Here is a 19,090-nt window from a genome sequence, read left to right as displayed (position 1 = left end):
ACTCGGTGACCAAGTCGAAGTTCGATAACAAGTACGGCATCCGGCATTCACTGCCCGACGGCCTCAACCGCGCCACCGACGTGCTCATCGGCGGCAAGGTCGCCGTCGTGTGCGGCTACGGCGACGTCGGCAAGGGCGCAGCCGAGGCCCTGCGCGGCCAGGGTGCGCGCGTGATCGTCACCGAGATCGACCCGATCTGCGCGCTGCAGGCCGCCATGGACGGCTATCAGGTGGCCAAGCTGGAATCCGTGCTGGCCCAGGGTGACATCTTCATCACCACCACCGGCAACAAGGACGTCATCATGGCCTCCCACATGGCGGGCATGAAGCACCAGGCCATCGTCGGGAACATCGGCCACTTCGACAACGAGATCGACATCGCGGGCCTCGCGAAGATTCCCGGGATCACCCGGATCGAGATCAAGCCCCAGGTCCACGAGTGGGTCTTCCCGGAGGACGCCGCCGCAGGCACCGGGGCGCACTCGATCATTATGCTCTCCGAAGGGCGGCTGCTGAACCTCGGCAACGCCACGGGCCACCCGTCCTTCGTCATGAGCAACTCCTTCGCCAACCAGACCATCGCGCAGATCGAACTGTTCACCAAGTGGGAGCTTTCCGACACCGAGGGCTCACCGGTCTACGACAAGCAGGTCTACGTGCTGCCGAAGATCCTCGATGAGAAGGTCGCCCGGCTCCACCTCGACGCCCTGGGTGTCGAGCTGACGGAACTGACGAAGACGCAGGCCGAATACCTCGACCTCGACGCTGCCGGCCCCTACAAGACCGACCAGTACCGGTACTGAGGCTGCCGCCACGCCGATCGTTGGCGGTTCGTAACCGTTCCTGCACGGCGCGGCGGGTCCCGGCACGTAAAATCGCACTTCGGCAGCATTCTTCAAGGAACGGGTTGGGCGTATGACGCAGTCAGCTGGGCAGGGCGGATCGGGCCGGCGCGCAGGGAAGGTCGTGGCGATCGCCGTCGCCGGCCTCCTCGTCGTCGGCGGGGGGATCGGACTGGCGGTCGCCTCGCCCTGGGACGGTTCCCCCAGCGAGGCCGGGCAGGGCCCGTCCGCGCCTGCCGGCCCGAGCTCCACCCCCACCGCGCCCACCACCGCGCCCCCGGCGCGGGACGTCACGGTGAAGGCGGTTCCGGCCGACGGCGCAGCCGCCGTCAATCCAGTGACCGTGGCCGAGGTCAGCGCAGGCAACGGCAGGATCTCCGACGTCACCCTGCAGCCGGTCACCGGCGGCGCCCCGGTCGGCGGAACCCTCTCGGCGGACGGCACGAAGTGGACCGCGGGGGAGCGGCTGGCGTTCAACACCCAGTACGCGTTCACCTACACGGTGAGCGACGCCTCCGGCGGCACGACGACGCGCGAGCAGACCTTCACCACCGTCGAACCGGCCAACGAGGCCGACGCCGCCCTGTACCCGCTCGACGGAACCACCGTGGGCACCGGCCAGCCGCTGGAGATCAACTTCAGCGAGCCCGTGGCGAACAAGGACGCGGTCGAGAAGGCCATCAAGGTCACGAGCACCAGCGGGCAGCCCGGCGCGTTCTACTGGCTCAGCGACACCAAGGTGCGCTACCGGCCCCAGGAGTTCTGGGCACCCAACAGCACCATCACCGTGGACATGAAACTCTTCGGTGTCGACTTCGGCAACGCCATGATCGGAAACTTCGACCGGACGTTCACCGTGAAGACCCACGACACGCGCCTCGCGGTCGTCGATGACAAGACCAAGACCATGAACGTCTACATCGGCGGGAAGCTGCAGCGCACCTTCCCGGTCACCCTTGGCACCCCGGAATGGCCCTCCACCGTGGGCTACCACGTGGTGATGGAGAAGTACGAGTCGACGAAATTCACGGCGGAGTCCATCGGGCTCAAGCCCGGCGACGAAGCCTACTACCCGCCCACGGTGGTCAAGCACGCCAGCCGGCTGAGCAACGGCGGCGCCTTCGTCCACGAGGCGCTGCCCGCCGCTCAGGTGGCCCTCGGCTCGATCAATGTCTCCCACGGCTGCGTCGGCATGTCCCCGGAAGGGGCGAAGTACTTCTACGACAACTTCGGCCCCGGGGACGTGGTGCGGATCCTCAACACGAACTACGGCCCGATGTACGTCCACGACGGTTTCGGTGATTGGAACCTGTCCTGGGAGGACTATGTGAACGGGACCCGGCAGTAGCACCGGTCCGCCCCGCGGGCCGGCCGGCTACCGGCTGAAGGGAAGCCGGTGCAGCCGTTCGGCCGTCGAGCCGACGGCCTCCTTCTGGCGGAGCAGGCGGGAATAGTCCCGCCCGCGGCGGGTGGCGGCCACCGCGGCCAGGAAGTCCTCGGGGTGGGTGCCCCGCGGCGGGGCCGGCGCGACGGCGGTGCCGACCTCCTGGGCCAGCTCGACGGCGAGGGCCCCCCGGGACTGCGGGGTGAGGCGGGGTGCCTGCGCCAGGAACTGGGAGACCCTGCGGGCCAGCGGATCGGGAAGCCGCCCGATATCAGCGGTCGCCGCCCAGGCCTGGAGGTGGTGCGGCACCTCGGGCACCGCACGCGGCTTCACGACCACCCGCTCGCGCAGCGCGTACGTCCCGGCCAGCAGGTCTCCAAGCCGCTTCGAGCGCTCATTGAACAGCGCCACGACGAAGGCGAGCGAGCCGACCAGCATGTAGATCTCGAACACAGCGAGCATGCCGCGGATGAACGCATGCCGGAACCGGATGGCGCCGCCGTCGTCGCGCACGATCCGCAGCCCGAGCATCACCCGGCCCAGGGACTTGCCGCGGGTGAGGGTTTCGATGGTGACCGGCAGGATCAGGAACACCAGGAGGACCAGCACCAGCGTCAGGGCCCGGGTCAGCGCCGGGTCCAGGATCCCGTCGAGGGTGCTCCCGACCAGGAAGATAATGGCGAGGAACACCACGATCTGGGCGACGGTGTCGATGATCGAACTGAGGGCGCGGGCCGCGAAGCCGGCCGAGCGCAGTTCGAGGACCACGGCCTCGCCGGTCACCACTGAATCCACTGACGTTCCCCCTTCGCATCACCGGCTGTCCGGGCTCCACCCTATCCTCCACCGTGCGCTATATGGTGGGCAGCATGGACGTCGACGCCTTCAGTGCAGTGCACCGCCCCGACTGGGAGCGGCTCGATGAGCTGGTCCGGCGCCGCAGCCTCACCGGCGCGGAGGCGGACGAACTGCTGGTCCTGTACCAGCGCGTGTCGACCCACCTGTCGATGATCCGTTCCATCGCCCCCGAGGGGGAACTGTCGGGCGCCCTGTCCATGCGCCTGTCGCGGGCGCGGACCCGCTTCAGCGGCGCCCGCTCCCACTTCCTCGAAGACATCGCGCTGTTCTTCGTCGTTTCGCTCCCCGCCGCGTTCTACCGGGTGCGCTGGCTCACCGTCGTCGTGGGGGTGCTGTTCACCGCCGTCGCCTGGGCGTACGGGGCGTGGGTGGTGAACACTCCGGGCGTGATCGCGGCCCTCGGAACGGACGAAGACCTGCGCCAGTACGTCGAGGAGGACTTCATCGACTACTACTCGGAGAACCCGGCGGCGTCCTTCGCCGGTCTGGTGTGGACCAACAACGCCTGGATCGCCCTCCAGGCGGTCGCGTTCGGGGTCACCGGAATCTGGCCGCCGTTCATCCTGTACCAGAACGCGCAGGGCATCGGTCTCGCCGGCGGGATGATGGCCGCCTTTGACAAGCTCGACGTGTTCTTCCTCTACATCCTTCCCCACGGGTTCATGGAGGTGACGGCCATCTTCATCGCCACGGCCGCGGGGCTGAGGATCTTCTGGGCCTGGGTGTCGCCGGGACGGCGGACCCGGGCCGCAGCGCTGTCCGAGGAGGGACGGTCCCTGATCACCGTGGCCCTCGGACTTGTCCTCGTCCTGTTCATCTCGGGCCTCGTCGAAGGCTTCGTCACCCCCAGCGGGCTGCCGCACTGGGCGCGCCTGGGCATCGGTCTCCTCGTCCTGGCCGCGTACTGGGCCTACACCCTCATCCTCGGCCGGCGCGCCGTCCGGGCCGGGGCCACCGGAGACCTCGCCGCCCTTGACCGGGGAGGGGCGGCGCGCACGGCGTAAGGAACGCCGTGCGGGGCTCCACTTCCGGGTGCACAGGGGTGCGGCCCGGTAGTCTCGAAGGGGAAAGCCGCAACGCGGCGAAGTAAGGCAAAACAAGGAGACATCGCAGTGGCTGAGACCGACGGAACCGGCACCGGGCAGGACCACCAGGGGCGTGCCCCGGAGTCCGCCCCGGCTCCCATCGCCCAGCGCAATTCGCTGCCCATGCGGAGGGCAAGCACCATGCCCGATGTGTCCAGGTATGTCCCCGCCGGGGCCTCCGACAGCGAGTGGCACGGCGCTGCGGCGTCGGCGTCGGCCGCGGCCCAGGCGCCGACGGAATCCGCTCCACGCGGTGCAACCGCCGTAGATCCGGTGCCGACCGGGAACCCCGTGGCCGAACGGACTGCCGCCGACCCGGCACCAGTCGGTGACCCTGTGGCCGAACGGACTGCCGCCGACCCGGCACCGGCCGGTGACCCTGTGGCTGAACCGACTGCCGCCGACCCGGCCCCGGCCGGGTCGGTCCCGGCAGCGCCCGCCGTGGGGGAACAGGAGCCGCAGTCGCCGGGGTCCGGCCCCGAGGGGTCTGAGCCCACCGACTCCGAGCGGGCCACGGACTCCGAGCGGGCCACGGACTCCGAGCCAGCCACGGACTCCGAGCCAGCCACCGACCCTGAACCAGCGACGGACTCTCACCCAGCGACGGACTCTCACCCAGCGACGGAGTCGCAACCAGCCACCGCCGCGCTGCCGGTCAGCGATGCCCCGCGGCAGGAATCGACGTCGGGCGGGATCGGCGCCGAGGACACCGCCGCGGCCGCCGGCGCCACCGCCGTCGGCGCCTCCGCCGGGGAGGCGGAAGGGGTACAAACCCCGCGCGGCGGGACGCACGTGCGCCGGGAGCCGGAGAACGAACCGGATTCCGACACCGGGGCGCTGCTGCTGCGCCCGTCCGAGCAGGAGGTCCGGCGGCGCGCCCTTGAACGGGAACACGCCGTGGCAGCCAAGCCGGCCCTCGCACGGTTCCTGCAGGTGGTGGTCGCCGCAATCTTCCCGATCGTGGTGCTGGCCGGCGCGGTCCGGGCCGTCACTTCCTCCTTCTTCCTCTGGGCCGAATACCACCGCCCGGGCTTTCCTGCCGACGAGTTCGGGTTTTCCACCCAGGACCGCATGACCTACGGGTCATACGCGCTCGACTACGTCCTCAACTTCGCCCCTGCCCGCTACCTGGGCGGGCTGGTCAACCCCGGCGGACAGCAGCTGTTCCTCGACAGCGAGGTAAGCCACATGGCCGACGTGAAAGCCGTACTCCAGCTGTCCTTCGCGGCCGCGTTCGTGCTGCTGGTGATCGCAGTTGTGGCCTGTGCGTACCTTGCCCGCCGGTACAAGGGCGGAGTCCGCAGGGCGCTGTTCTCCGGTGCCGTGCTGACCCTGGTCCTCATCGTGGTCCTTGCCGTGTCGGCGGTGCTGGCCTGGGAGGTCTTCTTCACCTCGGTCCACGCGGTGTTCTTCGCCGACGGCACCTGGACCTTCCGAGTGGACGACACCCTGATCCGGCTCTTCCCCGAGCAGTTCTGGACCGACGCGGCCGCCACCGTGGGCTTCCTGGTGCTTGCGGCGACGCTGCTGACCCTGGTGCTCACCTGGCCCACCCGGCGGCGCCGGGAAAGGTCGCAGGCCGCCCAGGACGAGCTTCAGGCCCGGCACCGCGCGGCGCTGTCCGGCTCCTAGCCACCGGCGTCCGCCGGGTCCCGCCGCTCGGCAGGTGAACCTCGGAAATCTCCTCCCGACCTACCGCACCGCCGTTCCGGGGCCCATAATCGGTGCTGTACCACGGAGCAGGATACCGATCCGGACCGCCAAGCAGCACCGACCTTGAGGAGGAAACGCGATGACCACACGCCTTAACCCATATCTTGGGTTCCGCGATACGGCGAGGGAAGCGATGGAGTTCTACCATTCGGTATTCGGCGGTGAGCTCACCCTGAGCACCTTCGGCGACTTCCAGGCCAGCGAGGATCCTGCGGAGCAGGACAAGATCATGCACGGAATGCTTGAGACCGAGAACGGATTGGTGCTGATGGGGGCCGACACTCCGAACAGCATGGACTACACCGTGGGCACCAACTACTCGGTCTCGCTGAGCGGCACCGACGAGGCGGAACTGCGCGGGTACTGGGACAAGCTCAGCGACGGCGGCACAGTGACGCTGCCGCTCGAACGGGCGCCCTGGGGCGACAGCTTCGGCATGTGCAGCGACAGGTTCGGGGTCAGCTGGCTGGTCAATATCGGCGCGCCGGAATCCTGAGGATGGCAAGCCGCATCGCCGTCATTGCTATTGACGCCGCCGATCCGCGTGCCGTCGCCGCCTTCTGGACGGCGGCTCTCGGCTGGCAGGTGACCGGGGAGGACGAGGGCATCATCAGCATCGCCGCCGCGGACGGCCGGGAGCCGGGTATCGACATCGTTGCGGTGCCCGAACCGAAGACCGGCAAGAACCGCCTCCACCTCGACCTGCGGGCCGACGGCTCCCCGGCCGCGGAGGTGGAGCGCCTCCTCGGGCTGGGCGCGCGCCGGATCGACGTCGGCCAGCCGGCGGACGCGTCCTGGACGGTGCTTGCCGATCCGGAGGGGAACGAGTTCTGCGTCCTGTCCGGACCCGGCGGAGAATAGACCCGGCACGGACCCGCCGCCCGGCCGCAGGAGCGGGCGGCGGGCCCGCGGGGCGGCATGCCATGCCGGGCCGCGGCGCCGGCCGTTGAAACGTTGGGCGCTCCGGCCCGGTCTCCCCAGCGGTCCGCCGGCCGGGTCGCCGCCGATCAGTCCCGCTGGATGCTCAGGTAGCTCAACCCACGCAGGTCGAGGACCGTCCGTCCCCCCGCCTCGGTCAGCCGCAGCAGCACCGATCCGCACCCCCGGCACCGGGCGGTCATCCCCGGGGCGTGGGCATAGACGCGGGTCGTCGCCAGCACGCCCGTCATCCCGCAGTTCTCGCACCGGCCCTCGGCCACGGTGAGATCCCCTGAAGAGAATTCGGAGAGCGGTCCCGCGAGGGCGTTTCCATCGAGGTAGTCCTGCCCGCCGGCCTCCGCTCCCGTGCCGCCGGCCAACCCATCGTCAAGTCCAAGGCTCATGATCCGTCTCCTGTTCCACCGTAGCGTTCGGTCTTGATGCGGCCTTCCGGGTACCCGGCCTCCACGAGCCAGGCCGCAACCGCTTCCACGAAGCCCGTGGCACCGCAGATGAACACGGCCGGGTCGGCCGCCGGCGGCAGGATCCGGGGCATCAGAGTGGCGGGGGAGAGCCGCCCCACGGGCTCCCCGGCCGGCGCCTCCCGGGTGTAGACATACTCCACCGGCAGGGGCGGCGAGGAGGCCTCGAGTTTTTCGAGTTCCCCGCGGTAGATGACGCTCGAGGGGCTGCGGACCGAATAGAGGAGCTGCATCGGCACGGTACTGCCTGCAGCGCGGTGGGAGCGCACCATGGCCATCAGGGGCACCACCCCGGAGCCTCCGCCGATGAGCTGCACCGGGGAGGTGTCCGAGGGCTGCCACACGAACCAGCCGCCGACGGGCCCCCGCATCTCGACCTGGTCGCCCACTGTCAGGTCCCGGACGAGGTAAGGGGACACCTCGCCGTCCTCCAGCTCCTCAACAGTGATTTCAAGGCCGGTCGGCGGCAGGGTCCCGGCCACCGAGTACGACCGCACGGCGGTGTACCCGTCGGGGGCCGTCAGCCGGATATCGACGTGCTGGCCGCCGATGCTGTCGACCGGATCGGGGAACTGGAGGGCGATGGTCCGCGCGGAGGCCGTCTCGAACCGCGCCTCGACGACGTCGGCGGTCCTCCAGGTGCGGCTCACCAGTACCGTTCCTCGAGCCAGGGATCGCCGTGGAGGTTGTAGCCGTTGGTCTCCCAGAAGCCCGGGTCGTTGCGCTCCATCATCCTCAGTCCCCGGACCCACTTGGCGCTCTTCCAGAAGTAGAGGTGGGGGACGAGCAGGCGGGCGGGGCCGCCGTGGGCGGGCTGGAGATCCTCGCCGTCGAACTGGTGGACGATCCACGCCTTGCCGTTGAGGATGTCCTCCATCGGCAGGTTCGTGGTGTAGCCGCCGTAGCTGGAGAACATCGTGTAGGGGTGGGAGGTGTCAACGTCCTGGAAGAAGGTGTCGAGGGACACTCCCTTCCAGCGCGTGCCGAACTTCGACCAGCTGGTCACGCAGTGGATGTCGACGGTGAATTCCTCCTGCGGCAGGTTCTGGAAGTCGTCCCAGGACCAGGAGTGCACCTGCCCGGCCTCGGTGGTGAGCTGGAACTCCCACTCGGCGGTGTCGATCCTCGGCGTCGGACCGGCCGAGAGGACCGGAAAGCTTTCGGTCAGGTACTGCCCGGGCGGCAGACCGGGCTGGTCCTTGTTCCTGCGCCCCCGAAAACCTGATGAGATGATGCCCATGTGTTCCTCCAATCGGATGCGGAGTCCTGCCGTCGGAACGGACAGGCCTTCCCCTCGGGAGCCCTGAACGCTTCGCCGAGCGGTAGGGGTTGCGCCTCGTGGCTCGTTCTATCACTTCGCCGGGGCAATGGAAAGAACAAGTCCCTTTCGTGTCAGCGCCCGCCGGCCGGCGTGGCGCATTCGGCGGCGGCGGCCGGGCCGGGGACGGCGCGTGCACGCGAAAGCGACGGGTGCACCCGGAAGCGACGGGCGGGGCCGGAAAAGCGGGCCGGTTTGTCGCAATGGGACGCTTTCGGAGGCCTCAGTCCGGCCGGCCGGCTGCCGCGGCGTCGAGCAGGGAGATGACCTCTGCTTCCTCCACGGGGGAGAAGTCGCCGTAGTGCTCGCCGACGGACCGGAAGCGGTGGGGGGCTGCGAGGAATACGTGGGCGTCGGCCTCGGGGATGCGGGCGGCGGCATCGAACGGCGCGACCGGTGCCGCAAGGACGACCCGGGCGGCATTGAGGCCGCGCACCACCCTGCAGGCCACCCGGGCGGTGGCGCCGGTGGCGACGCCGTCGTCGACCACCACCGCGGTGCGGCCGGTGAGGTCGATGCGTGCGCGTCCCCGCCGCAGCAGTGCCGTGCGTGCCTGGAGGACGGATCGTTCCCGTTCCTCGACGGCCCGCAGCTCCTCGTCGCTCACGCGGGCGCGCTGAATCACGCGTTCCTCAAGGACGCGGATGCCGTCCTCGCCGATCGCCCCCATTGCCAGTTCGGGCTGGGAGGGCACTCCGAGCTTGCGCACCACCACCACATCCAGCGGCGCCCGCAGGGCCGCCGCGACCTCCGCCGCCACGGGTACCCCGCCGCGGGGCAGGCCGAGGACCACCACCGGGCCCGAAAGATCGGCCAGCCGCCCGGCGAGCTGCCGTCCCGCCTCGATCCGGTCCCGAAAGAGCATTCCCACCCCCGCCCCTCATCCCCGTGCCCTGTTGCTGTGCCCGGCCGTGTTCCTGTGCCCGGCCGTGTTCCTGTGCCCGGCCGTGTTCCTGTGCCCGGCCGTGTTCCTGTGCCCGGCCCTTACAGTATCCGCCGGTGCGCGCCGCCCCTGGAGTGCAGGCTCAGATCCAGCGCGGGAACCACATGCGCTGCCGCCACTGCTCGTAGGGAATCACGTCGGCGGTCCAGATCGGCAGGAAGTAGGCGGAGACGAGGACCGCGGCCGCAAGGAACGCGCCAACGAGCAGGACGCCCACGCGCCGGCGCCGCAGGGAATCCGACGGCCCGCCCAGCACCAGGCCCAGGCAGTAGACCAGGGCGAGGATGAGGAAGGGTTCGAAGGCGACGGCGTAGAAGTAGAACATGGTGCGCTCGGGGTAGAGGAACCACGGCAGGTAGCCGGCGGCGGCGCCGGTGAGGACCGCCGCGGCCCGCCAGTCCCTGCTGCGGATCCAGACCGCCAGCAGGATGAGCAGGGCGAGGGCCGAACTCCACCAGATCAGCGGATTGCCCAGCACCGTGACCGCCTGCGAACACGCCTCTGCGCCGCAGCCGGTCGGCTTCTCGTAGAAGAACGAGGTGGGGCGGCCGAGGATCAGCCACAGTCCCGCATGGGCCTCATACGGGTGGTCCGAGGCCAGGCCCTGGTGGAAGGAGTAGGCGCTGCGGTGGTATTCGGCCAGGGATCTCAGGGCAGGGGGCACCCAGTCCCACTGCGCGGAAGGGTTGGCTGCGGCCCACTGGCGGTCGTAGGCGTCCCGGGAGGCGAACCACCCGGACCAGGTGGCGAGGTAGGTCAGCGCGGCCAGCGGCACGATCGAGACGAACGCCTGCAGGCCGTCTTTCAGCACGGCCCCGCTGGCCCACCGCCGGATCCCGGCGACGCGCCGGGCACCCAGGTCCCACGCCACGGTGAGGAGCCCGAACGCGGCGAGATAGGGAAGGGCCGACCACTTCGTCCCGAGGGCCAGACCGAGGCAGATCCCGGCCGCGATGCGCCAGGGGCGGAGGCCGAGCCACGGGCCGAACCGCAGGTGGGCGGGGGATGGCGGGCCACCCATGCCGCCGGCCACGGCCGCCAGCCGGCGCGCCAGGCGCCTCCGGCCCTGCTCCCGGTCCAGCAGCAGCGCGGCGAACGCCAGCAGCAGCCAGAACATCAGGAAGATGTCAAGGAGTGATGTGCGCGAGTGCACCAGATGGTGGCCGTCGACGGCGAGGAGCAGCCCGGCCACCGCCCCCAGGACCGGAGAGCCAAGGAGGCGCCAGGCGACGAAGGCCAGCAGGAGGATCGAGAGGGTACCGACCAGCGCCGCCGAGAAACGCCACCCGAACGGGTTGCCGGGGCCGAAGAGCAGCAGGCCTCCGGCGATCATCCACTTGCCCAGCGGCGGGTGCACCACGTAGTCGGCGGTCGGAAGGATGACGGACGGATCCCCGGCATTGAAGGAATCGTTGGCGTCCTCGGGCCACTCCCGTTCATAGCCGGAAAGCAGCAGCGAGTAGGCGTCCTTGGCGTAGTAGGTCTCGTCGAAGACGAGGCTGTTCGGATCGCCGAGGCGGACGAAGCGCAGCACCCCGCCCAGGACGGCCAGGGCCACCGGCAGCAGCCAGGCCAGCACACCGCCCGGCGCCGGCGCACCGAGGAGCCGGGCCCGCAGCGCCTGTTCGGTGAAGGCCGCCCGCGGGGAGGCCACCCACCGGTGCGATCCCGGCAGGGACTTCCCGGTCTCCAGGACGGCGGCGTGGCTCACCCTGCCATGCTACCGGGGCGCATCGCTTCCGCCGGGGGCTCTCCTAGTGGGCGAGGCCCTCTTCGTGGAGGCGGTGGCTCGCGGGTTCAATCTGGAAGGTGCTGTGTTCGATGCTGAGATCGAAGTGCTGCCCGACGCACACCTGCAGCTGGTCGAGGACCTTGTGCGCGTTGCCGCTGGTGTAGCACTCGTCCTCCACCACCACGTGGGCGGTCAGGACGGGCAGGCCCGTGGCGATCTGCGTGATGTGGAGGTCGTGGACGTCGGTGACGAAGGCCAGGTTGGAAATATGGGCGCGCACCGCGTCCGGGTCGATGCCCGCGGGCGTCGATTCGAGCAGGACACTGACCGTCTGGCGCAGCAGGCGGAGAGTGCGGGGAACGATCAGCGCCCCGATCAGCAGGGCCACCAGCGCATCGGCGCGCACCCACCCGGTCAGGGTGATGATGACGGCGGCGATAATCACGGCCACCGACCCCAGCGCGTCGTTGAGCACCTCGAGGAAGGCGGCGCGGAGGTTGAAGTTCGCTGAGCGGTGGCGTGCCAGCACCGCCAGCGCCGCAATGTTGCCGGCCAGGCCGATGGCACCGAAGACGATCAGTTCGGGCCCGGCGACGGGGGTCGGCTCGATGAGCCGGCGCACGCCCTCGATAAGCACGTAGAGCCCGACGGCGAGGAGCAGTCCCGCCTGGGCCATGGCGGCGACAACCTCCGCCCGGCGGAAGCCCCAGGTGCGCCGTGCGGTGGCCGGCCGCAGGGCCAGGGTGGCCGCCGCCAGCGCGAGGGAGAGTCCGGCGGCGTCGGTGAAGACGTGGGCCGAGTCGAAGAGCAGGGCCAGGCTGCCCGTCAGGGCGGCGCCAACGACCTGGAGAAGAAAGACGGCCACCGTAATTGCCAGCGCGGCGGCCAGCGGCCCGCGGTGCGTGGAGTCGTGTCCGTGGTGGTGGTTCCCCATGCGCCAAGGGTACCGTGCCCCGCGCGCGGCAGAGGAACCCGCTACGGGGTAAGTCAGCCGTCTGCTTAGCTATTGGACCGATGACGCGGACGTCACTTAGCGTTGACATTGACGGAATGCGGCACCGGCTCCGCGTTGCCGGGTGTAAAGACGAACCCATGGAGGGCGATTGTGAAGACGAAGGCGCAGGACGGCACCACCCAGAGGCTGAAGGCCGTACTCGATGTCCTTGCCGACCGGGCGCAGGGGGCCGCCGGCGGCCCCGGCTCCGCCGTGCTGGCCGAGGCCATCGCCCGCGTGCCCCTGAACGAGCGTGAAAGCGAGCTGCTCAGCGGCGGGGTCCCACGGGGATTCAAGACCCTGACGACGGCGTCGGCGAAGCTCGTCAAGGCGGGCTGGATGGTCAAGGGCCGCAGCGGCTGGACCATCACCGAGGAGGGACTCCGGGCGACCGTTGCCTTCCCCGACGAGGAATCCTTCGCCTCAGCCCTCGCCGCCGGCACGCCGGTGCCCGCGGACACCCCGCTTCCGGCGGCCTCCGGAACGGCGGGCACCGCGGACGGCGCAGCGGAGGAGGCCGACGCCGGCGCCCCGGCCGCGGAGGCCGAAGGCAGCGGACCCGCCTCCGCGGCGGAACAGCATCCCGGCCAGCCGGCGGCTGTGGCGATTGCAGGCAACTTCGGCTCCCACCTCGGGGCGGCCGAAGACTGGGCCCCGCACTTCGATGAGGTGCAGATGGTCTTCGACCAGGACGAGTCGGTCTGGAAGATCACCACCGACCTGCCGGCCGGCGCCTACTCCTACAAGGTGGCCATCGACCGCTCCTGGGTGGAGAACTACGGGGCCTTCGGCGTCCGGGACGGTTCGGACCACGAGCTGCACCACCCCGGCGGGCAGGTCACCTTCCGCTACGACCACGCCACGAAGGACGTCAGCACCACCTGAGCTCCACCTCCCCCGGCGGCGGGGCCGGGCCGCAGCGCAGGGGCTACCCTTGAGTAGTGAATGAACCCGCAGGAAATGCCCCGGCACCCGTCCCCGACGACGCCGCAGGATCGGGGGCGGACACCGCCCGGCCGGCCTTCACCGCCTACCGGGGAACCGCCGGCGACGGCGGAACCCGCGGCCGGGTGGTGCTGGCCGGAACCCCAATCGGCAATATGGGGGATGCGACCGAACGGCTCGTCGGGCTGCTGGGCAGTGCCGACGTGGTTGCCGCCGAAGACACCCGCAGGCTCCACCGGCTGGTGCAGTCACTCGATGTCACCGTAGCCGGGAAGATCGTGAGCTACCACGAGCACAACGAGGCCACCCGCACCGCCGAACTGCTCGAGGAGGTGCGTTCCGGAGCGACCCTCCTGATGGTCACCGACGCCGGCATGCCCTCGGTCTCCGACCCCGGCTACCGCCTGGTGGAGGCCGCAGTGGCCGAAGGGATCGCGGTCACCGCCGCGCCGGGGCCCTCGGCCGTGCTCACGGCCCTGGCGCTCTCCGGGCTTCCCACCGACCGGTTCTGCTTCGAGGGTTTCCTTCCGCGCAAGGCCGGCGAGCGGTCCACCCGGCTCGCCGAACTGGCCGCCGAGCGCCGCACCATGGTCTTCTTCGAGGCGCCGCACCGCCTCGAGGCGATGCTGCGTTCCCTGCGCGCGGCCTTCGGCGGTGACCGGCCGGCGGCGGTGGCCCGCGAGCTGACGAAGGTGCACGAGCAGGTCCTCCGCGGGTCCCTGCTTGAGCTCCTCGAATGGGCGCAGGACGGCGAGGTCCGCGGCGAGATCGCCGTCGTCGTCGGCGGAGCCCCCGCCGCGGCGCCCTCCCGCCCGGAGGACCATGTGGCGGCGGTGCACGAACTGGTGGGGAACGGACTCCGCCTCAAGGAGGCAGTGGCCGCCGTCGCCGAGGACGCCCGGGTCAGCAAGCGCGAGCTCTACGCCGCCGTCATCGCCTCCCGGTAACTCCGGCTGGGCGCACCCCTCGGATCGGAGGGTTGTGCACCTGAACAACACCCCGGGTGTGCCGTGGTGCAACGGAGTCTGGACAGGCCCGGTCGCCCGGCGCTAGCGTGAGCGGGAATCCGGGCCGCGTCCGCCGCAGCTCCAGTGCCGCTTCCACCGCCCCTTACCGTCGAGGAGTTCATTATGACTGTCACCGTCGAGCGCGAACAGGACCTGCTGGCCCGGGTTCCCACCGGACTGCTGATCGGGGGGGAGTGGCGCGATTCCTCAACCGGCGCCTCCTTCAACATCGAGGACCCCGCGACGGGCAAGACCCTGATCTCGATCGCTGACGCCACCCCGGCCGACGGCGCGGCCGCGCTGGACGCCGCCGTCGCCGCGCAGGAGGACTGGGCCCGGACGGCCCCGCGCGAGCGCGGCGAAATTCTCCGCCGGGCCTTCGAACTCGTGACGGCGCGCGCCGACGACTTCGCGCTGCTGATGACGCTCGAGATGGGCAAGCCCCTGGCCGAGGCCCGCGGGGAGGTCACCTACGGCGCCGAGTTCCTCCGCTGGTTCTCCGAGGAGGCGGTCCGGGCCTCCGGGCGGTACTCCATGGCTCCGGACGGGAAGTCCCGGCTGCTCGTCACCAAGAAGCCGGTGGGCCCGTGCCTCTTGATCACGCCCTGGAACTTCCCGCTGGCCATGGCCACGCGCAAGATCGCCCCCGCGGTCGCCGCCGGCTGCACCATGGTGCTCAAGCCCGCGAACCTCACGCCACTGACCTCCTCCCTGTTTGCCCAGGTGATGGAGGAGGCCGGGCTGCCGGCCGGCGTGCTGAACGTCATCCACACCACCGACGCGCAGGGGGTCACCGGTCCGCTGGTCGAGGATCCGCGCCTGCGCAAGCTCTCCTTCACGGGCTCCACCCCGGTAGGGCGCAGCCTGCTGGCGGCCGCGTCGAAGAACGTCCTGCGCACCTCGATGGAACTCGGCGGCAACGCGCCCTTCCTCGTGTTCGAGGACGCCGACCTCGACGCCGCCGTCACCGGCGCGCTCGCGGCGAAGCTGCGCAACATGGGCGAGGCGTGCACCGCCGCGAACCGCTTCCTTGTCCACGAGTCGGTGGCCGACGAGTTCGCAACCCGGCTGGCCGAGCGGATGGCCGGCATGCGCACCGCCCGCGGCACCGAGGACGAATCGAAGCTCGGCCCGCTGATCGACGGCAAGAGCCGGGACAAGGTCCACAGCCTGGTCACGGACGCGCTCGCCGACGGCGCCGAGGCCGTAACCGGCGGTGCGCCGGTCGAGGGCCCCGGCTACTTCTACCAGCCCACGGTCCTGAAGGGCGTGGTCCGGTCCTCCCGCATCCTGAAGGAGGAGATCTTCGGCCCGGTGGCCCCCATCGTCACCTTCTCCACCGAGGACCAGGCGGTGCAGCTGGCCAACGACACCGAGTACGGGCTGGTGGCCTACGTCTTCACCCGCGACCTCAACCGTGGCCTGCGCATGGGCGAACGCCTCGAAACGGGGATGCTTGGCCTGAACGCCGGGGTTATCTCCAATGCTGCGGCCCCGTTCGGCGGGATCAAGCAGTCAGGGCTCGGGCGGGAGGGCGGCTCCGAGGGGATCGAGGAGTACCTCTACACCCAGTACATCGGCATCGCCGACCCCACGGCCTCCTGACCCACGGCCTCCTGACCGGGGCCGCTACCGGGTCTGGCGCAGCAGCGACCGGGGAAGGAAGCGGGCCCGCAGCCGGGACGGCAGGCTGCTCTGCTCCCGCAGTGCAGCGGTCACCCCTGTGACGTCGTCCCAGCTGGCCGCCGGAGCGGACAGGAGGGCAAGGTCCGCCCCGGCGGAGGGTGCCGCCGCGGGGCCGGCGTACTCCTCGCGCTCGAAGGCCCGCTGGAGCCTTTCCAGCGAGTCCGCCGCGGGCCCGTGCAGGCCGGCCTCGGCGCGCAGCCGCTGCGAGAACGCGCGCGGGGTGTCGGTCGGCAGTGCCGGGTGTCCGTAGTCTCCGGCAATCTCCGTTGTCTGGGCCCAGGCGGCGGCCGCGGCACCGGGTCCTTCGCCGGCGAGCACCCGGCGCCGCCGCGCCGCCGTGCGTGCCGAGCGGATCAGCAGGGGCAGGAGAGCAAGCAGGAGACCCGCGGCCACCGCGGTCCCGGCCGCGGCGGCCCGGGACTGGGCGGCGGCCGGATCGGCGGCGCCGGCGGAGGTCTCCTCCGGGTCGGCGGCCGTACCCTGCGGCACGTCCGCGGCGCCGGGGTTGAGGTTGTCGTAGTCGTCGACGCGGACATTGAACGGCGAGGTGATCGTCTGCGCGTAGTCCGGCACGACGCCGCGTGAGGGGGTGGGCTCGAACCGCACCCAGCCGACCCCGTTGAAGTACAGCTCGGGCCAGGCGTGGGCGTTGCGGGAATCCACGGCGAACTCGCGCAGTTCCATGCCGTCGGGCCCGGCCTCCAGGTCGCCGGTGGTGGTGCCCGGGGTGTACCCGACGGCGACCCGGCTGGGGATGCCCGCGGCCCGCGCCATCACCGCCATCGTGCCGGCGTAGTGGACGCAGTAGCCGGCGCGCGTCTCCAGGAACCGGGCCATCACGCCCATGCTGCTTCCGTCGTAGCCGCCCTCGACCGGGGCGTCCACCGAATAGGTGAAGTCCCGGCTCCTCAGGAAGTTCTGGATGGCGATCGCCTGGTCGTAGGGATTCCGCAGCCGCTCGGTGACCTCTTCGGTGGTCTCGAGCACGATGTCGGGGGTGTCCTCCGGCAGGTCCGTGAAGACCGGGGCCACAGCGCCCTTCGGCGCCGGCCGGATTGCGCTCAGGCGCTCCTCGGTGAGGTCGGGCAGCGTGCTGACCACCTCGTACTCCTGGCGCACCGAGGTGCCGCCGTCGTAGGAGAGGATGCTGAGGTTCTTCGGGTCCCAGGTCCAGCGCCCGTTGAGGCTCGCGACGCTGACCGGCGCGTAGGGGGCCAGCAGCCACGGGCTGGTGTAGCTGTCGGTGTTGATCCTCGTGAACGCCGTGGCGCCGAACTCCCCGGCCGAACGGACCGACTCGGAGCCCATGCCCTGGAGCCCGGGCTCGCGTTCGTCCCGGCGCTGGTCGGGTTCCCACCGCTGCCCGGCGAAATCCTCAAGCGTCACTGCCCTTAGGTACACCGGTTCGGGGGAGTTCGTGGCATAGGTGACCCGACCGAAGCCGGCCGGGTTGCGCAGGTCATTGCCGAGGGTTACCGCCGGATTGAGCCCGGAGGAGCTGCCCCACACGTTCAGCCGGGCGCCCTGCGGGAAAGCCCCGCTGTTGAACCCGGGAAGAGCCAGGGGCAGGAGCACCGTGACGGCGACCGCCGCCGCGCCCACCGCCAGGCCGCGCCCGAGGTACCCCGTGGAACCCGTTTCCGCCGAGGCTGCCAGGAGGCCTTCACGCCACTGCGCGCAGCCCAGGAGCAGCAGGTAGGCGGCCACCGTCAGGAGGAACGGCACCATCCCGACGCCCAGCGGCTTCACCACTGCCGGAACCACCATGAGGGCCAGCAGCCCGATGCCGCTGACGGCGGGCATCCGCAGGGTGGTGGCAAGGGTGTCGACGGCGATGGCGATCAGCCCGATGGCGGCGCAGGTCACCAGGAAGATGCCCGCCCCGGGGAGGACCGGTGCCGCCTGTGAGGTGACAGTGTCCTCGGCATGGTTGAGCAGGATCTGCAGCTGGACGCCGGTTCCGGGCCCGGGAATCACCCCGAGGATGCTTTGGTCGGGGACGAACCGCGAGGTCAGGCAGCCGCCCAGGGTGAGCAGGCCCGCGAGGAGGGTGACCAGCCCGGGCAGCCGCAGGGTCCGCGCCAGCGACATGGCGATCATCACGGGTAGCACGGTGTTGAACACCGGCCCGAACCAGGTCCAGGGTTCGATGACGCCGTTGAGGCTGGTGGACGCGGCGAGTACGCCGGCGCCCGCCGCTGCGCTGACGGCCCAGTGCGCGTAGTCGGGACGGGAGGGGCCCTCGGCGGTAGTGCCGGAGGCGTGCCGTGAGTCGGCCACGGGGCGTTCGAGCGTCGCTGTCACCGGAGACCTTCCTGGGTGGAGGTGCGGGGGCCGGCCGGGGCGGCCGGCGCGGCGGTGCCGAGGCCCGCCCAGACGGCCGGCATGTCGGCGCGCGGGGAGGCGGCGGCGAGGCCGCGGCCGATGGCGGCGGTGACGCACAGCAGGGCGAGGGATCGGCGCACGGGCACTCCACGTGGGGTGGCGGTTGGTGGACGGACTGTGACAGGACTAGTCCGAAAGGTCTAGTCCCGGCGTAGTCACCCCTCGCCAATACGATGGTGGGCACCATGACGACGACCGCCCCCCGCACGTACGAGGTCGTGACCTACGGCTGCCAGATGAACGTGCACGACAGCGAGCGGATCGCCGGCCTGCTCGACGAGGCGGGCTACGCCCCGGCGGCCGACGGCGCGACCGCGGACGTCGTCGTGTTCAACACCTGCGCCGTGCGCGAGAACGCCGACAACCGGCTGTACGGCAACCTCGGCCACCTCAAGCCGGTCAAGGACCGCACGCCCGGCATGCAGATCGCCGTCGGCGGCTGCCTGGCGCAGAAGGACCGCGCGGTCATCACGACCCGGGCGCCGTGGGTCGACGTCGTCTTCGGCACCCACAACGTCGGTGCGCTGCCGGTGCTGCTCGAGCGCTCGCGCGTCGAGCAGCGCAGCCAGGTCGAGCTGCTCGAGGCGCTCGAGGTGTTCCCGAGCGCGCTGCCGGCCCGCCGCAGCAGCGCGGCCACCGCCTGGGTCAGCATCAGCGTCGGGTGCGACAACACCTGCACGTTCTGCATCGTGCCGAGCCTGCGCGGCGGCGAGGAGGACCGGCGGCCGGGCGACGTCCTGCGCGAGGTCGAGGTGCTGGCCGAGCAGGGCGTGCTCGAGGTGACGCTGCTCAGTCAGA

Annotated in this window: 18 protein-coding genes and 1 pseudogene; 10 read left to right on the top strand and 9 right to left on the bottom strand. The window is 70.8% G+C overall.

Features of this window, described 5'->3' with window-relative positions; translation table 11 throughout:
• Together QZX79_RS01535 and QZX79_RS01530 are read left to right on the top strand one after the other, a co-directional pair.
• On the top strand, positions 1-803 hold an 803-nt coding region (locus QZX79_RS01535), incomplete at its 5' end, for an adenosylhomocysteinase (RefSeq protein WP_294563673.1).
• Positions 804-915: 112 nt separating this feature from the next.
• Positions 916-2,190 (top strand): Ig-like domain-containing protein, encoded by a 1,275-nt coding sequence (locus QZX79_RS01530; protein WP_294563670.1) that lies wholly within the window; start codon positions 916-918, stop codon positions 2,188-2,190.
• A gap of 27 nt (positions 2,191-2,217) precedes the next feature.
• Here the strand turns inward: QZX79_RS01530 and QZX79_RS01525 are convergent, their stop codons facing one another.
• Positions 2,218-3,021 (bottom strand): RDD family protein, encoded by an 804-nt coding sequence (locus QZX79_RS01525; RefSeq protein ID WP_294563668.1) that lies wholly within the window; start codon positions 3,019-3,021, stop codon positions 2,218-2,220.
• A 74-nt stretch (positions 3,022-3,095) separates the two neighbouring features.
• Between QZX79_RS01525 and QZX79_RS01520 the strand changes: the two genes are divergently transcribed.
• The 4 genes from QZX79_RS01520 to QZX79_RS01505 all read left to right on the top strand — a co-directional run bounded on the left by QZX79_RS01520 (position 3,096) and on the right by QZX79_RS01505 (position 6,743).
• Complete coding sequence (locus QZX79_RS01520; protein WP_294563667.1) at positions 3,096-4,088, top strand: stage II sporulation protein M; 993 nt, start codon at positions 3,096-3,098, stop codon at positions 4,086-4,088.
• Positions 4,089-4,196: 108 nt separating this feature from the next.
• Positions 4,197-5,801, top strand: coding sequence for a TIGR01906 family membrane protein (locus QZX79_RS01515; RefSeq protein ID WP_294563665.1), 1,605 nt, complete (start codon positions 4,197-4,199; stop codon positions 5,799-5,801).
• 160 nt (positions 5,802-5,961) lie between these two features.
• Positions 5,962-6,378: a VOC family protein gene (locus tag QZX79_RS01510; RefSeq protein ID WP_294563663.1), complete on the top strand. Its 417-nt coding sequence runs from the start codon at positions 5,962-5,964 to the stop codon at positions 6,376-6,378.
• 2 nt (positions 6,379-6,380) lie between these two features.
• The gene (locus QZX79_RS01505) at positions 6,381-6,743 is read left to right on the top strand and encodes a VOC family protein (RefSeq protein WP_294563661.1); all 363 of its coding nucleotides are present in this window, start codon (positions 6,381-6,383) and stop codon (positions 6,741-6,743) included.
• 146 nt (positions 6,744-6,889) lie between these two features.
• Here QZX79_RS01505 and QZX79_RS01500 read toward each other — a convergent pair whose 3' ends face one another.
• The 6 genes from QZX79_RS01500 to QZX79_RS01475 form a co-directional block, all read right to left on the bottom strand.
• The gene (locus QZX79_RS01500) at positions 6,890-7,204 is read right to left on the bottom strand and encodes a DUF6510 family protein (RefSeq protein ID WP_294563659.1); all 315 of its coding nucleotides are present in this window, start codon (positions 7,202-7,204) and stop codon (positions 6,890-6,892) included.
• Positions 7,201-7,932 carry a ferredoxin reductase gene (locus QZX79_RS01495; protein WP_294563658.1) on the bottom strand — a complete coding sequence of 244 codons (732 nt, stop codon included), beginning with the start codon at positions 7,930-7,932 and terminating at the stop codon, positions 7,201-7,203. Before QZX79_RS01495 ends, QZX79_RS01500 begins: the two co-directional genes overlap by 4 nt.
• Positions 7,929-8,522 (bottom strand): sulfite oxidase-like oxidoreductase, encoded by a 594-nt coding sequence (locus QZX79_RS01490; RefSeq protein WP_120166927.1) that lies wholly within the window; start codon positions 8,520-8,522, stop codon positions 7,929-7,931. Before QZX79_RS01490 ends, QZX79_RS01495 begins: the two co-directional genes overlap by 4 nt.
• A 301-nt stretch (positions 8,523-8,823) precedes the next feature.
• Positions 8,824-9,465 carry a phosphoribosyltransferase gene (locus QZX79_RS01485; RefSeq protein ID WP_294563680.1) on the bottom strand — a complete coding sequence of 214 codons (642 nt, stop codon included), beginning with the start codon at positions 9,463-9,465 and terminating at the stop codon, positions 8,824-8,826.
• Between the two features lie 160 nt (positions 9,466-9,625).
• Positions 9,626-11,254 carry a dolichyl-phosphate-mannose--protein mannosyltransferase gene (locus tag QZX79_RS01480; protein ID WP_294563654.1) on the bottom strand — a complete coding sequence of 543 codons (1,629 nt, stop codon included), beginning with the start codon at positions 11,252-11,254 and terminating at the stop codon, positions 9,626-9,628.
• A gap of 43 nt (positions 11,255-11,297) precedes the next feature.
• The gene (locus QZX79_RS01475; RefSeq protein ID WP_294563652.1) at positions 11,298-12,209 is read right to left on the bottom strand and encodes a cation diffusion facilitator family transporter; all 912 of its coding nucleotides are present in this window, start codon (positions 12,207-12,209) and stop codon (positions 11,298-11,300) included.
• A gap of 168 nt (positions 12,210-12,377) precedes the next feature.
• Between QZX79_RS01475 and QZX79_RS01470 the strand changes: the two genes are divergently transcribed.
• The 3 genes from QZX79_RS01470 (at position 12,378) to QZX79_RS01460 (ending at position 15,826) form a co-directional block, all read left to right on the top strand.
• The gene (locus tag QZX79_RS01470; RefSeq protein WP_294563677.1) at positions 12,378-13,154 is read left to right on the top strand and encodes a glycosidase; all 777 of its coding nucleotides are present in this window, start codon (positions 12,378-12,380) and stop codon (positions 13,152-13,154) included.
• A 185-nt stretch (positions 13,155-13,339) separates the two neighbouring features.
• Entirely contained in the window at positions 13,340-14,161 is an 822-nt protein-coding gene (gene rsmI / locus QZX79_RS01465) for a 16S rRNA (cytidine(1402)-2'-O)-methyltransferase (protein WP_294563675.1), read from the top strand.
• Between the two features lie 183 nt (positions 14,162-14,344).
• Complete coding sequence (locus QZX79_RS01460; protein ID WP_294563650.1) at positions 14,345-15,826, top strand: NAD-dependent succinate-semialdehyde dehydrogenase; 1,482 nt, start codon at positions 14,345-14,347, stop codon at positions 15,824-15,826.
• Between the two features lie 24 nt (positions 15,827-15,850).
• On the opposite strand, the gene QZX79_RS01455 is transcribed toward QZX79_RS01460, so the two are convergent.
• Positions 15,851-18,211 (bottom strand): DUF3488 and transglutaminase-like domain-containing protein, encoded by a 2,361-nt coding sequence (locus QZX79_RS01455; protein WP_294563648.1) that lies wholly within the window; start codon positions 18,209-18,211, stop codon positions 15,851-15,853.
• Positions 18,208-18,372, bottom strand: a complete 165-nt coding sequence (locus QZX79_RS01450) for a hypothetical protein (RefSeq protein ID WP_294563646.1) — start codon at positions 18,370-18,372, stop codon at positions 18,208-18,210. Before QZX79_RS01450 ends, QZX79_RS01455 begins: the two co-directional genes overlap by 4 nt.
• 105 nt (positions 18,373-18,477) lie before the next feature.
• Between QZX79_RS01450 and QZX79_RS01445 the strand changes: the two are divergent.
• A pseudogene (locus QZX79_RS01445) lies at positions 18,478-19,090 on the top strand (radical SAM protein); the annotation flags it as partial.

Source organism: uncultured Arthrobacter sp. (assembly GCF_902805515.1).
In the GTDB taxonomy this organism is placed as follows: Bacteria; Actinomycetota; Actinomycetes; order Actinomycetales; family Micrococcaceae; genus Arthrobacter_D.
Note: the sequence above shows the minus strand (reverse complement) of the source record. Positions and strands in the feature narration are given on the sequence as shown.

Coding starts and splice junctions, on each gene's coding strand:
- QZX79_RS01530 (WP_294563670.1), top strand. CDS start 916: ATGACGCAGTCAGCTGGGCAGGGCGGATCGGGCCGGCGCGCAGGGAAG.
- QZX79_RS01520 (WP_294563667.1), top strand. CDS start 3,096: ATGGACGTCGACGCCTTCAGTGCAGTGCACCGCCCCGACTGGGAGCGG.
- QZX79_RS01510 (WP_294563663.1), top strand. CDS start 5,962: ATGACCACACGCCTTAACCCATATCTTGGGTTCCGCGATACGGCGAGG.
- QZX79_RS01505 (WP_294563661.1), top strand. CDS start 6,381: ATGGCAAGCCGCATCGCCGTCATTGCTATTGACGCCGCCGATCCGCGT.
- QZX79_RS01500 (WP_294563659.1), bottom strand. CDS start 7,204: ATGAGCCTTGGACTTGACGATGGGTTGGCCGGCGGCACGGGAGCGGAG.
- QZX79_RS01490 (WP_120166927.1), bottom strand. CDS start 8,522: ATGGGCATCATCTCATCAGGTTTTCGGGGGCGCAGGAACAAGGACCAG.
- QZX79_RS01485 (WP_294563680.1), bottom strand. CDS start 9,465: ATGCTCTTTCGGGACCGGATCGAGGCGGGACGGCAGCTCGCCGGGCGG.
- QZX79_RS01475 (WP_294563652.1), bottom strand. CDS start 12,209: ATGGGGAACCACCACCACGGACACGACTCCACGCACCGCGGGCCGCTG.
- QZX79_RS01460 (WP_294563650.1), top strand. CDS start 14,345: ATGACTGTCACCGTCGAGCGCGAACAGGACCTGCTGGCCCGGGTTCCC.